Here is a 12,360-nt window from a genome sequence, read left to right as displayed (position 1 = left end):
TGGTTGGTTGAGGGCTGGCTGGTATTTGGATCAGTCATGCTCTGACTTTCTACCTAATGTTTTTCTCTCGAAAATGCGTGTGGATATATGCGGATGGTCGGTCGATATGGTAGCGGCGGTTCGCGCCCGTGAACGGCGGCATGTGGAGGAAATAGGAGAAGAACACGTGCCGTGACTATTCGGGGCGGAGCCGCCGCTGTCATGTTGTTGCGAGACTTGGTGGATGTGGAATCCATCGATGGTGGTTATGGTTTCATATACCCCTTTCGTACGGCGGCGGCCAGATTCTGCGGAACCTGAGCCACTTCGCCTTCGGGCGTTCTGACCGTGGCCAACTGGGGTACTTTGGCCTTCCAATTGGCTCGGCGAGAATGCGTGTTGGCTCGGGACGTCTTGTATTTGGGAAGTGCCATCAGCCTTGCCTTGCCTTCCAGTGGGGATTCTTCTTGTTGATCACGTACAGGTGGCCGCGCCGACGGACAACATAGGAACCGTCTTTGCGAGCCAGTGAGCGGACTGATGCTTTGACTTTCATATCCGTTCCTTTCTTGTTGCGGATGGGGTGGGTTCGGACTACTTCCTGCCGTATCGGGCGTTGAACTTCTGCACCTGGCCGGCGGTGTCGAGCACCACGTTCTTGCCGGTATAGAACGGGTGGCTGTAACTGGACACCTCCACGTTGACGAGCGGGTAGGTGTTGCCGTCCTCCCAGTCGATGGTCGGCAGACTGTTGGCCTTGGAAACCAGTGTGGATTTGGTCAGGAAGTACTTGTCGGCGGAGCGGTCATAGAAGACCACGGGGCCGTATTCGGGGTGGATGCCTTCTTGCATGGTTATGGACCTTTGGTTGTGATTGATGGTTATTGGATTGCGGCCGCGCCGGTGAATCACCAGCTGGACTTCACCACGCCGGGCAGCTCGCCCTTGTGCGCCTTCTCACGCAGGTTGATGCGCGAGAGTCCAAACTTGCGGTTGTAGGCACGCGGGCGGCCGTCGATGGAATCGCGGTTGCGCAGGCGGGTGGGACTGGCGTCGCGGGGAAGTGCCTGCAGTTTGCGCATCGCCTCGGCGCGTTCTTCGGCACTCAGATGCGGGTTGACGCTGTCGCGCTTGTACTCGGCGCGGCGTTCAGCGTATTTGGCGACCATGCGTTCGCGCTGCAATTGCCGGTTGATCTTACTGGTTTTGGCCATGTCTGGCTCCTTCTCAGCGGGTTTCCCGGAACGGCACCCGTTTGCGGACCACCGGGTCGAACTTGATGAGTTCGAGGCGATCCGGTGTGTTGCGGCGATTCTTGGCGGTGGTGTAGGTGAAGCCGGTGCCTGCGGTGGATCGCAAAGTGATGACCGGACGTACTGCGGCGGATTTGCTTGCCATGATTGGTGCTTTCTATCGGGTGTCAGGGTATGGAGTGCGGATCGCGTCTTGCGCGCGTCAGTTGAGTTCCTGATTGCGCTGAATGCGCGCGAGGGCCGCCTCGATGCCGATGCGGTCGATGGTCTTTATGCCCCGGGCGCTCACGGTAAGGGTGACGTGGCGCTGCAGGGACGGCACCCAATACCGCTTGGATTGCAGGTTCGGGGCGAACGTTCGGCGTGTTTTCCTGTGCGAGTGGGAGACGCTGTTGCCGACCCCGGCGCGCGTTCCCAGAATTTGACATGTTTTGGACATGCCTGCGACTATATCATAATGATAACCATTATCAAATCAGAAAGGCTGTCATGATTCATCCGACATTGCAATCACAGGGAAACGCGGAGGGGAGCACTCCCGTGGTGCTGCTTACTGGCGCCGATCGGCTCAGCACCGACTCGGTGGCGTTCTCGCTTGTCGACTCATGCCCGTCTGTGTGTTCGATTTCCTATGACGTGCGTCCTAATGGTGCCGTGGAGTCGGGGCTCGACATCATCCGCAACATCGTGCGTCCGCAGGCGAGCGGGGTGGCGTTCGGCGAGTCCGACTCATTCGGGCTCGAGGAGTGTTGCCTGAGCTGCACCGTCAAGCATGATCTCGAGCGGGTGCTGGAGTCGCTGTGCGGGCAGGCGGGCGTATTCCTGGTCTCGTTGCCGGTGGGTCTTGAAGCGGCGCCGATCGCGCAGTACCTGGCCGATTCCTTCCGCATCAATGAGTGGGGCGAGTCGATGTTCGTGGGTGCCATCGCCAATGCCGTGGGTCTTGACGAATTCGAGGAGCGCTTCTTTGACGACGACCGGCTGTGCCTCTACGGCATGGGTGAGGCGGATGGCGTCTATGACGAGCGATCCACCGGCGCGGTGGTTTCCCGTTTGATTCGTGAGGCCTCGTGCGTGCTCGAATTGCCGGTGGTCGGTGCCGGTTGCCTGGCTCGCCATCTGGACGCGGACGGCGAATGCAAATGCCGCGACATCATCCGGGCGATCGCCTCGGCCGATGCGCTGATCTGCGAGGATGCCCACACCGTGGGGCTTGCCGATGTGGTGAGGAAGACGTCCGGCGTTGTTTCGCCGCTGCTGTGAAGTGACGTGTCAGGAAACGGCACTGTGCGGCAGCGCGCGATGGTGCGGCGCGGCATTGTGCCGAGGGGAGTGGACTCGCGCTATCGGGGAAGGCTCCTGGTATTCAAGGGCGCTTCGGTTCATGCCGAGGCGCCCTCTGCATTACTCTGGAAGGGAGTCGGAGAACAGTAAAGAATCGCACATAATCATAAAATCCCAAGGTTGTGCGGGAGGTGGGGCTCGATGTATTCCGGTTGACGGCGAGCAACTGCTGGACGCCGGTTGCAAGTGGTTGAATGTGGTCGTCGGCGTTGGGGTTGAGCATTGGCCTGCGGACTCCAACCTGTCGCGGATGGATGTACGGATGTAGAGGGGCCCTGCTTGGCAGGGAGGTAATCGGCTACGGGAAACCGCTTTTCCGTCAATCGAATGCGACGATGTGTCGCATTCCTGTGGATAACTGTGCCGTTATGGCTGTCCCGAGGCGTTCAGGCTATGGACAAGTCACCAGAAATCGACAATTCGGAGTGGTTTCCTGCGGTGATGCTATTTGTGATTGCTCCGTAGGTTCTTCGGGAGATGCGCCCGGTTTGATTGTCGTTTGCGGTTGAGGGTCTTGGGACGTTTCTTCCCTGCCTGTGGATCGCGTTGCGGATACTCCGGAGAAGAACTCGTCGGCGATGGTGATGTTGTGCGAGTTCTGGAAGCCGGCCGCCGTCGACCCCGGCTTCCCGGCCACGGTGAGTCTGACGAGGGTGCCCTCCCCCGCTAGGTACGGCCGATGCCGTCAGATTCTCGCCCCATATGGTCATGCTGATGCCCGGTGAGAACGTGCATGAGCATGACAGGTCATCGGCGTTCCTCAAAGTAGATCGGGGCCGGTCCGATTCCAGATAACGTCTCATCGCCCCGTACACTTCCCGATGGGTGCATTGTAGTAGCGTTCCAGCTACGTCGTGTTCAACGCCATTGTTCTTCTCCCTCTGCCGAACAGACGATGGCCCAATTCTATTTGACAGTGCGGATGCGGGCTCCTGGGGCGCTGCGGTGCCCCTGCGGAATAACCCAGCAAGGGGATGACCGGCTCGGTGAGTGAGCCGTGCAGAGGGAGCATGACATGGTGACGGACTACGGCGCTCCCAGAATGAGCACCCTATAACGACACCAGCACCCGTGGGAGAGACATGAAAAAAGCCGGAACCCTTTGAAAATCAAGGCTTCCGGCGATGGCGGAGGATACGAGACCCTAACCTTCACGCCCTCTCGTTCCTACTGCTGACTGGTGTTTCGCGTTTCGACGGTCCCGCGGACTCATCTTCGCGCTCATTCGACGTGAATGGGTGGGAGCCCGTTTCCGCATCTGGGGCGCTGTGGCGGGGCTTTCGCGGTGTTGTGGCATTGCCTTCGCTGAATTTAGCGTTGATTCAGTGTATCGCTCTCAGCCGATTGCGGAAGTGCTCCTAGTGGGGGTGTGGCTTTCTTTTCTTGGGTTGCTTGTGAAGCTTCAAGATGCCTGCACATTAAGCTGCATACCTAGGAACTTGACCGTGGAACCTAGGAAGTTACCTAGGAACCTAGGAAGTGGGTGTGGGCAAGGTTCCTAGGTTCAGGTGGAGGCTGAGTTCCGTCGGGAGTCCGCGGTTCCCGTCTCCGTCATTGTGCCCACGCCATGTCGGCGCGAGTCTTCGCATTACTTGCGGGATGGCTGCGATGGGGTGAGGATGCGCCATGTGCCGCGTCTGTCCGAGCCAGTGCGTTCGATGAAACCGGCCTCTTGCATTGCGCGGAGAGTTCTCCACACGGTGGTGTACGACACGCTTAGTGCGTTAGCCGCCTGTCGATATGTGATTGATGGATTGTTGCGCAGTAGCTCCAAAAGACGTTGCTCTCTGGTTACAGTTTCATTTACAGTTTCATTTACAGTTTCATTTACAGTTTCATTTACAGTTTCATTTACAGTTTCATTTGGATTTTTTTCCTGCTCATGGGGATCATGTACAGTCCCGGCCGGGTCGTGCTCGGTCTCATCGTGAGCAGGTAGACCGTCTTCGGCGGTGGTGCCTTCCACCCAACGCACGGGGACGAACGCCTCGAACACGTCGCCGTCGTCGAGCACGGGGTCCTTGCCGGAGTAGGGCTTCGAGTACTTGTACAGGTTGCGCATGCCGCTGCCGAGCTCGTCGGCCAGGCCGATGTTGCGGAAGAACTTCGCGATGAACGGGTTCTTGGACACCGGTTTGAAGCTCGTGATGGCGAGCTGCCCTTGGAAGATGGCCTTGGAAGCGTTCTCCGTGTGGACGCCGTCGTCCAGAATAAGGAACTTGGCCGGGTACGGGCTGACGAACTCGCGGTGGATCATCAGGTTCGAGACCAGCTCGCGGATGATGATGTCCCTGGGACTGACGGTCTGGTCGCCCTCCAGCATGAACCGGTCAGGTAGGTATCGCTTCGCGAACTCGGCGACCTGTGCCTGCGCCTCGATCAGGTTCGTGGTCACGATGAGCCGGTCGTCGTAGCGGTCCAGGTTCTCGCGGCGTACGATCACGTCGGTTTTGTAGGCGGGCGCGATGCGTGAGATGACCTCGTCCTTGCCGAGCAGCATCACGGCGGCGAGGTTGAAGCCCTCCTCGCCGGTGTCGTAGTTCACGCCGTACAGGTCGGCGCTGCGCATCAGCTCCATGTCGTCCATCTCGGCCCACGGATGACCGGGCGTCTTCAACGCGGCCAGTTTGCGTACGCGCGGCAGCAGGTCGAACCTGAAATCGGACGGCTTCAGGTACCGGTACACGCGCTGCTCGCTGAAGTGGTTCTGCTTGCGGATGTGCATCTGCGCGATCTGCGTCTCGCTGGTGATGCGTCGATCCACGTCGGCCACCCGGTCGTAGATCACATGCTTGAAGCTCACAACGGCAGGGCCGGCGGGAACCCACACGCGGATTACGAGCTTGCCGTCGTATTCGATGCGTTCGGTTTCGATTGCCGGTGCGACGTTGAACAGTTTGGGGTTGCCGATCACGTTCACGAGATTACGTTCGATGGCCGTGGCCTGTGAACGGCTGACGCCCTCGACGGTGCCGTCGTCGAGCACTCCGAGATATATTGACCCGCCGAACCGGTTGTTGAACGAGCATACCGTCTCGAATGTGTCCGCCTCGGGCTGGACGCCGCAGCGCTTGAACTCGACAGAGATGTTCTCGCCGTGCCCAAGCACGGTCGTAAGTTCCGCAGTGTCCATGTCGTCTCCCCGAATCGTCCGTCCACCCAGTGTATCGCGGGGTGTTTCGGTGTTTCGATTACTCCATCACGGCGATGCGTATACCACATTGCAGGACTCAACACGCCGATGAGAGCCGTTTTTGTCCAGGCCTCATGGTGTAATATAAGTAAGCCGTGTTGAAACAGCCGCAGGTATGTTTCAACACGGCTTACTTATATTACACCTAAGTCCCGCTTACAGCGGGCCCGGGGTAGAGGATGAAGCAATAACAGCGGCGGTACTTCTCTCGGGTGCTCTTTGAGAGTTGATGACAGTAAAACCCTTCCGCAACGAGGTGGAGGGTGAATTAAAACAATCAACGCAAGACGGAAGGAAAAGCGCGCCGGTCGGGCGCGCCTATGGAAGAAACGAGGGGGATGCGGCCGAACTCCCGGCTGTCGCGATAGCGGCGGTCGGGAGCCTGGGCCAATTCCCCCTCCATACGACACGAGGAAAGGAGGGGGAGAACGGCCGGGCCAGAAGGGTTCCATTGGAACCCTTGGTATGAGCCGTAGGCTAGGCGGCCCAATCGGGGCCGCCGCCGGTCACGGCGAACACCGCAAGGATGCGGAGCCGAACCAGACGCCACTGCCGCGTCGATTCCCGCACCGCCGGCCCCGGCGTCATGACGCACCGGAGCGTCATCCCGCCGGCTTCCGTGCTTGGAAACACGTGTTTGTGATACCACGACCTGTTCGTATATAGCGGCCTCCCTAGTCCGGATGGTTCGTTCGTCGGAGGCGCAGCCGGCGGCATGCCGCCGGCGACAGCGGCAACGCACACGTGCCGCGACTGACCGCAATCGCGCATTGACCTTGAGACCTGAGAAAGGGCCGCGCCTGCGCGCGGCCCCAGTTGGGGAAATGCAAGAGACGAGAACCGTGACTGATCCGTTGAGAGACGGGTGTGACGGCGATCGATCCTGTGAGGAGAAAGGGCCGCGCCTGCGCGCAGCCCCGATTCCGGAAACGCGAGAGAAAGCCGTGACTGATCCGTTGAGAGACAGGCACGATGACAGTCGATTCTGTGGAAAAGAAAAAGGCCGCGCCAGCGCGGCCCGGCTTCGGGAATGCAGGAAAGACAAAACCGTGTCAGGTCCGTTGAGAGACGGGTGTGACGGCGATCGATCCAGCGCAAGAAAAGTAGCCGTCAGGCTAGAAACGTCCGCATCGGCCCGACCGATGCGGCATGAATCCGCGCAGAGAGGCCGGTCGGCGGCGAAACGCCGATCGCCGAGCCCGCGGAAGAAAGGGAACTGCAATGACAGGCAATAGCGAATGGTCGCAATGTCAGCAGCCGAAAAACACGAAACGCAGCAAATGGCATGACGCCGCCTACTGGGCCGCAGTGAACGGGCTCATCGCCGGGAACCCGGCTCAGACGGCAAGCCAGGACGAACAGGGCGCCGACGCCGCGGCGCGATACGTGAGAGCAGAGAGGACAACGCTGTGAGCAATACGAACGACATGCAGGACGACATCGACGAGGCGGAGGCGATGTTCGATCGCCAGCTGGGCGAGCCGGATCTCGTCGCCGGTGCCCCGGATTCCGTCAAGAAGCCGGTCTCGGCTGACGTCATCATCCGCGAGGAGACCGACGCCGCCATCGAGGCGAGCCGGTCGGATATCCGCGAGGACAGTGTGCTGGAGGATGTCGCACGACAGACGGCGATGGACGCGATGCGTCGCATCACCGAAAGGGTCGAGAGGACCGTGAAGTCCGACGGCGGGCGTGGTCGACGCCGCGTTGTGGCCCCGCCGAACCCTTGGACGGCGGCGCAGTGCGCGGCACGGATCATGCCGCTCGGCAAGCTGCTCCTCGACGGCGTCTCCGAGGAGGACTACGTCAAGCTGGTCTCCTACAACAAGGCGAGCGGTCTGTACGAGCCGCTCAACGTCGACAGGCTGGCGGTCTCGTTCAACGCGACCGCCAACGGCAGCTGGCGGCGGGACTTCGAGTGCAACCTGAAGGTGGCCTGCCGGCAGGTGCGCAGGGAGAGCGACCCCGACCTGATCGCCGTCAACAACGGCATCGTCCGGTACTCCACCGGCGAGTTCATGCCCTTCGGTCCGGAGCATGTGTTCACCGGCAAGTCCACAGCCGATTGGACGGACCCCGCCACGCCGCCCTCGGAACCCGTGTTCGACGTGACCACCAACGGGGGCCAGCGCAAGCGGCTCGCCGTGTCGGACGTGTTCAACGGGTTCTCGACGGATCCGGACGTCGTGCGATTCCTGTGGGACGTCGTCGTCATGACGCTGACGCCGCTCAAGCACTGGGACATCGCGCCGATCCTGTACGGCGAGGGAAGCTCCGGGAAGTCGACGTTCATCGACATGGTCACGGGTCTCGTCGGCGTGGAGAACTCCACGCGCGCGCAGCTGAGCACGCTGACCACGCGGTTCGGGATGATGCACATCCTCGACAAGACGCTGGTCGCGAGCGACGACGAGAGCGGGACTTATATCGACGACTCCGGTCCGTTGAAGTCCGCCGTCACCCACGGCGAGGTGAACATCGACCGCAAGAACAAGATGCCCGTCTCGTACAGGCTCGGCTGCATGTTCGTCGTCGGTACGAACTCGTATCCGAAGTTCCGTGACCGGTCCACCGGCATCTGGCGACGCTTCCCGGTGGTGCCGTTCGACCGCGTGGTGCTGCCCAAGGACCGTGTGCCGGAGCTCGGCCGGCTCCTCGCCCGGCAGGACGTCCGCGATTGGATGATGTTCCACATGCTCTACGAGCGGCCGCGGGTGACTGGCGTGTCGCTGCCGGAGGCCGTGGCTAAGGCGAACGCCGAGTTCCGGGAGGCCATCGATCCGGTGGCGGCGTTCTGGGGCGAGTACCGCGACGCGTTCACGCGCGACTTCCTGCCGCTGCCGATGCTGTGGAGCGCGTTCAAGCAGTGGTATTCGCGGGAGTTCGGTGGCCGCGGGCAGCTCAAGAGCTCTCGCAACTTCTACGCCGAACTGCGGTCGCTGGTCTCGCGCGAGATGCAGGATCCGGCGTTGCCGGACAGTGCGAAGTGGGTGGAGACGGCCGACAAGGTGAGCGTCGCCGCGTGGGCCGCGGGCACCGAAGAGGCGATCGGCGACCTGTATCGGGACGAGGGCTTCCACAAGCCGCGCGTCGACCGGGTGATCCTGTCTCCGTCCACCGACCAGCTGGCCTTCTGGCTCTCACCCGTTGACGAGCTGTGGAAGAAGACCCGATGCAAGGGGTTTGTCCGCAAGTCGTTCCTCGTGGCGTACGAGGATCCCGATTCGCCGCTGCACGGCAAGACGCCGCGCGCCGTCTCCGAGGAGCAGAGCAAGGCACGGTCGGCGTCCTACCCGAGCAACGGCCGCGGCTGACCTCACGTCGAGAACCGGGTGTGGCGCACCGCGAGCGCCGCACCCCCACACCGATCAGACAGTGCCCGGCGCACGCCACCGCGCCGGGCTCCGTTCGCACCAACAAACCACACATGCCGGCGGTAAGATGCCGGCGGAAAGACAGCGACATGTCCAAGAACACCACCATCTACGATGCACAGATCAAAGCTGCGATGCGCAAGCTGGAACAGTTGAAACAACAACAGGCACAGGAACAGCACCTGCTCGACATCGCCCCCGAGGTCGTCAAGCGGCTTCGAGGCTCCGAGGTCCACTACGAAGGCACCGGCGACGAGATTCTTAAGAAGGTGATCGCCGATATCGAACGCCTGCGCGAGCTGAAGCGTGAGGAACGCAGCGAACGCGCCAGAGCGGCCGCGGCCCGTCGCGCGGCGAAGAAGAACCAAGCGCCCGACTGGCTCAAGTCGGATGCCGTCAACGTCGTGGTGGACGGGTGCTCGGACGACGATGACCCGCACGCAGACGACTACGCCGACATGCAGGCCATGCTGCACGAGGAGGCGGTTCAGGCCGCCGCCGCGGCTGAAGCAGCCGCGTCTGATGGCGATGATGCCGACAGGCCGATGAGCTGGGACGACATCGTCGGCGACTGATGTCGCAGGTGCAAGCCGGGTCCGAGTCGTCGGACCCGGCCAGCGCAGCTGGGGCGACCGCGCCTTGGCGGAGTCGTCCGCCGGGGCGCGGTTTTTGCTTTCCGCGGGAGAGCAAACCGCGGTGCGGCGGAAAGGGGTCGAGGGGAATCCCCTCGCGAGAGTGATATAGCGGTCAATTCCATTGGCCGCTATATCGCCTGCTCGCCATCCATTAGCATGCGCACTTGCATGCGCAAGAGTATAATGAGAATCGTTATATATAGGCGCATGGGTCAGCTCACGCAAGGGAGCATGGCGCATGCGGTAATGCTCGGAAAGGAGGAGCACTATGGTTCGTTCGATGGCTGCGCAGCGGTCAAGCGCCGGCACGCGGCGCGAGCCCGCGGACCGCCGGCTGACGGTGCGCTTCCCACGCCGTCGGTTCGAGCAGATCGACGTGCTCTCCGCGGGCATCCCGCGCGCCCGGTTCGTGCGCCAATGCGTTGAGGCGAGGCTCGACGAGCTCATGGGCGCACCCCATGAGCCGGTGGCGCAGCCGGCCGATTGGAGTCCGTTCAATGATCGTGAACTCGCCCGGCTCGCGCTGGCGGTGAACCGGATCGGCGTCAACTGGAACCAGTTGGTACGCGCCACCAACGCCGGCAAACCACTGCCGTCCGGCGCGTTCACAGCCGACGACGTGGCGCGCTTCGGTGAAGTGTGGCGCGACATGCGCCGTGTGTTCGCTGATGCCGGCATGCCGATGGGGTATGGCGAGTCGGCCGGGCACCGCAGGAGGCGAGAACGATGAGCTACACGTCGGTCCGTCCCGTGCGCAATATGCCGGCGCTGCTGTCGTATCTGCTGTACGGCTCTAAGGGCTCGGAGAAGTACAAGCGGCATCGCGCCGAGCACACCGATCGTGCGGCGTTCATCTTAAACGACGCCGGCAGCATTCGAGCATTCCGAGAGGAGTCCGACCGGCTGCTACGCAAGCACGGGCGCGACGTTGCAGCATACAGCTACGTGATGTCTTTTGCGCCGGACGAACTCGACGTACACAGCAAGGACGACTTGCGTCGATGCGGTGAACTCGCCTATGAACTCGGGAAGACGATGCACCCGGACTCGGAGAGCCTCGTCGTCGTCCATGACGACGGTGAGGGCGGCTGTGCGCACGCGCACCTCATCATTCTCAACCACGACCACCGGACCGGCCATGCGCTGAGCAAGTACAGGAACGCGCGGACGCTGCACGCGATCAACGACAAGACGATGGACGCGTTCGGCATGGAAACGATGAGCGGGCGCGACTCGTGGTCAGTGCGACGTGAGCGGGTCAAGGAGGGCTCATTCGACAGGTTGCTCGGCGACAGACTCATGCAGGCCGCACAGGCCGCTGATTCGTTCGACGAGTATGTCGCGAAGTGCACGGCGGTGGGCATCACCGTGGACGTCAACTCCGACGACAGCCGCGGCATCACGTACAGGATGACGTACGACGACGGGCGACGCGTGCGCAAGCGACGCCGACGAGCAAGCAGCTTGGCACAAGATTTCACGTTCGATGAATTGGCGGCACTGTTCGCCGCAAGGAAACACAACGAAGACAAGGAAAAGGAGAACACGATGGTGACACAACCAGAGGTCTACGTGGGCAAGTCCAAGAACGCAAGCGTCAACAATCCGGGCAGCGTGAAGCCCGAGGTGTTCGTCGCGTCGAGGATGGCCGATGACGATGACGACAGCACGCCGATCATGGAAATCAGCCGCGGGTGGCTTGAGGAGACATACGACGATCTCATCGGCGCGCGCAACAGGGTGTGTCGCGAACGGATGCGCACACTATCCGACGACGCGGTCTTGAAACGACTCAACGAGCATCGTACTAACGAGGATCTGCTGCGGCGAGACCTTGAGGACGCGAACCTGCGGATGGAGTGGGCGCGCAACCGATTCCGCCAGCTGAAGGCATCACAGCCGGAAAAGGTCCAAGGCCACGATGCTGTCGTTTGGATGCTTGACCTGCTCGTTGACAACAGCCTTCAACGCCGTGACTGGTTCGTACTGGCGGTCACCATGCTGCTGCGTGAGCAGTACGCGCAGCACATCGTTCGCGTGAATCGGCAGATCCGCACGCGGCATGATGCCGAGGTGTATGAGGCTCGTGCAGGGATGTGGTCGGCAGAGAAGCGCGCAAAGGCCGCCCGCGAGGCGCTTGATCAGGCCATGTCGGATACCCTCGTGCGCCGGAATGGCTCCGGCAAGTCGATCCTCAGGATCGCGCCGGTCCTCACGGAGGAGCCGCCACAGGATGATGAACCGCAATTCTGACAATCGCATGACGGCGGCACGTTCGGGGGGAAGCCGTCGCGGAGCGCCGGCCGGCCTGTAAGGCGAGGGCGGCGCGGGAATCGGAGTCGACGGAAGGCAATCGAACGAAAGGAATGAAATGAGACCGAGATGATGAAGCTCCCCGGGCGGCAACGCCGTCATGCGGGAGCATGACGAACAATGAGGACCGTGAATCCGCAACATGCGGATTCACGGTCCTCATTTTTTTCTTAACAGCGTAGCTGTCTGCGTTTTTCCCCGATCGGCGGGGACGTTTCCCATGGTGATGTCGGCATGAGAGGAGGCCGACGGTCGGGCGAGACGCCGAC

General features: G+C 61.6%; 13 protein-coding genes. 6 read left to right on the top strand and 7 right to left on the bottom strand.

Annotated features, from left to right (window positions below; translation table 11 throughout):
* Positions 1-245 precede the first annotated feature (245 nt).
* Genes rpmF through rpmB form a run of 6 tightly spaced genes read right to left on the bottom strand, consistent with a single transcriptional unit; the run spans position 246 to position 1,671 of the window.
* Complete coding sequence (gene rpmF / locus GFD25_RS03770; protein WP_101625382.1) at positions 246-413, bottom strand: 50S ribosomal protein L32; 168 nt, start codon at positions 411-413, stop codon at positions 246-248.
* A complete protein-coding gene (gene rpmJ, locus GFD25_RS03765) occupies positions 413-535 on the bottom strand; it encodes a 50S ribosomal protein L36 (RefSeq protein ID WP_012578244.1) in 123 nt (40 codons plus the stop codon). The genes rpmF and rpmJ overlap by 1 nt, the downstream gene beginning before the upstream one ends.
* 38 nt (positions 536-573) lie before the next feature.
* Positions 574-831 carry a type B 50S ribosomal protein L31 gene (locus GFD25_RS03760; protein WP_163230094.1) on the bottom strand — a complete coding sequence of 86 codons (258 nt, stop codon included), beginning with the start codon at positions 829-831 and terminating at the stop codon, positions 574-576.
* Positions 832-887: 56 nt separating this feature from the next.
* Positions 888-1,193 carry a 30S ribosomal protein S14 gene (gene rpsN / locus GFD25_RS03755; protein WP_101625380.1) on the bottom strand — a complete coding sequence of 102 codons (306 nt, stop codon included), beginning with the start codon at positions 1,191-1,193 and terminating at the stop codon, positions 888-890.
* Between the two features lie 13 nt (positions 1,194-1,206).
* A complete protein-coding gene (gene rpmG / locus GFD25_RS03750; RefSeq protein ID WP_163230092.1) occupies positions 1,207-1,377 on the bottom strand; it encodes a 50S ribosomal protein L33 in 171 nt (56 codons plus the stop codon).
* A 57-nt stretch (positions 1,378-1,434) separates the two neighbouring features.
* Complete coding sequence (gene rpmB / locus GFD25_RS03745) at positions 1,435-1,671, bottom strand: 50S ribosomal protein L28 (protein ID WP_101625378.1); 237 nt, start codon at positions 1,669-1,671, stop codon at positions 1,435-1,437.
* Positions 1,672-1,721: 50 nt separating this feature from the next.
* On the opposite strand from rpmB, the gene GFD25_RS03740 reads away from it, so the two are divergent.
* Positions 1,722-2,495 (top strand): hypothetical protein, encoded by a 774-nt coding sequence (locus GFD25_RS03740; protein ID WP_163230090.1) that lies wholly within the window; start codon positions 1,722-1,724, stop codon positions 2,493-2,495.
* 1,669 nt (positions 2,496-4,164) lie between these two features.
* On the opposite strand, the gene GFD25_RS03735 is transcribed toward GFD25_RS03740, so the two are convergent.
* Complete coding sequence (locus GFD25_RS03735) at positions 4,165-5,709, bottom strand: RNA-binding domain-containing protein (RefSeq protein ID WP_163230088.1); 1,545 nt, start codon at positions 5,707-5,709, stop codon at positions 4,165-4,167.
* Between the two features lie 1,281 nt (positions 5,710-6,990).
* Here GFD25_RS03735 and GFD25_RS03730 point away from each other — a divergent pair.
* The 5 genes from GFD25_RS03730 (at position 6,991) to GFD25_RS03710 (ending at position 12,031) form a co-directional block, all read left to right on the top strand.
* Complete coding sequence (locus GFD25_RS03730) at positions 6,991-7,182, top strand: hypothetical protein (protein ID WP_034528681.1); 192 nt, start codon at positions 6,991-6,993, stop codon at positions 7,180-7,182.
* Positions 7,179-9,083, top strand: a complete 1,905-nt coding sequence (locus GFD25_RS03725; RefSeq protein WP_034528684.1) for a DNA primase family protein — start codon at positions 7,179-7,181, stop codon at positions 9,081-9,083. Before GFD25_RS03730 ends, GFD25_RS03725 begins: the two co-directional genes overlap by 4 nt.
* A 149-nt stretch (positions 9,084-9,232) precedes the next feature.
* Positions 9,233-9,718, top strand: coding sequence for a hypothetical protein (locus GFD25_RS03720; protein ID WP_034528687.1), 486 nt, complete (start codon positions 9,233-9,235; stop codon positions 9,716-9,718).
* A gap of 328 nt (positions 9,719-10,046) precedes the next feature.
* Positions 10,047-10,508, top strand: a complete 462-nt coding sequence (locus GFD25_RS03715; RefSeq protein WP_034528690.1) for a hypothetical protein — start codon at positions 10,047-10,049, stop codon at positions 10,506-10,508.
* A gap of 29 nt (positions 10,509-10,537) precedes the next feature.
* The gene (locus GFD25_RS03710) at positions 10,538-12,031 is read left to right on the top strand and encodes a relaxase/mobilization nuclease domain-containing protein (protein ID WP_163230086.1); all 1,494 of its coding nucleotides are present in this window, start codon (positions 10,538-10,540) and stop codon (positions 12,029-12,031) included.
* Positions 12,032-12,360: the final 329 nt, after the last annotated feature.

Source organism: Bifidobacterium aerophilum (genome assembly GCF_010667685.1).
Classification (GTDB): Bacteria; Actinomycetota; Actinomycetes; order Actinomycetales; family Bifidobacteriaceae; genus Bifidobacterium; species Bifidobacterium aerophilum.
Note: the sequence above shows the minus strand (reverse complement) of the source record. Positions and strands in the feature narration are given on the sequence as shown.

What these genes read in the sequence shown, in the direction of transcription:
- GFD25_RS03760 (WP_163230094.1), bottom strand. Translation starts at nt 831, where the DNA reads ATGCAAGAAGGCATCCACCCCGAATACGGCCCCGTGGTCTTCTATGAC.
- GFD25_RS03735 (WP_163230088.1), bottom strand. Translation starts at nt 5,709, where the DNA reads ATGGACACTGCGGAACTTACGACCGTGCTTGGGCACGGCGAGAACATC.
- rpmJ (WP_012578244.1), bottom strand. Translation starts at nt 535, where the DNA reads ATGAAAGTCAAAGCATCAGTCCGCTCACTGGCTCGCAAAGACGGTTCC.
- GFD25_RS03715 (WP_034528690.1), top strand. Translation starts at nt 10,047, where the DNA reads ATGGTTCGTTCGATGGCTGCGCAGCGGTCAAGCGCCGGCACGCGGCGC.
- rpmB (WP_101625378.1), bottom strand. Translation starts at nt 1,671, where the DNA reads ATGTCCAAAACATGTCAAATTCTGGGAACGCGCGCCGGGGTCGGCAAC.
- GFD25_RS03730 (WP_034528681.1), top strand. Translation starts at nt 6,991, where the DNA reads ATGACAGGCAATAGCGAATGGTCGCAATGTCAGCAGCCGAAAAACACG.
- rpmF (WP_101625382.1), bottom strand. Translation starts at nt 413, where the DNA reads ATGGCACTTCCCAAATACAAGACGTCCCGAGCCAACACGCATTCTCGC.
- GFD25_RS03740 (WP_163230090.1), top strand. Translation starts at nt 1,722, where the DNA reads ATGATTCATCCGACATTGCAATCACAGGGAAACGCGGAGGGGAGCACT.
- GFD25_RS03710 (WP_163230086.1), top strand. Translation starts at nt 10,538, where the DNA reads ATGCCGGCGCTGCTGTCGTATCTGCTGTACGGCTCTAAGGGCTCGGAG.
- GFD25_RS03720 (WP_034528687.1), top strand. Translation starts at nt 9,233, where the DNA reads ATGTCCAAGAACACCACCATCTACGATGCACAGATCAAAGCTGCGATG.
- rpmG (WP_163230092.1), bottom strand. Translation starts at nt 1,377, where the DNA reads ATGGCAAGCAAATCCGCCGCAGTACGTCCGGTCATCACTTTGCGATCC.
- rpsN (WP_101625380.1), bottom strand. Translation starts at nt 1,193, where the DNA reads ATGGCCAAAACCAGTAAGATCAACCGGCAATTGCAGCGCGAACGCATG.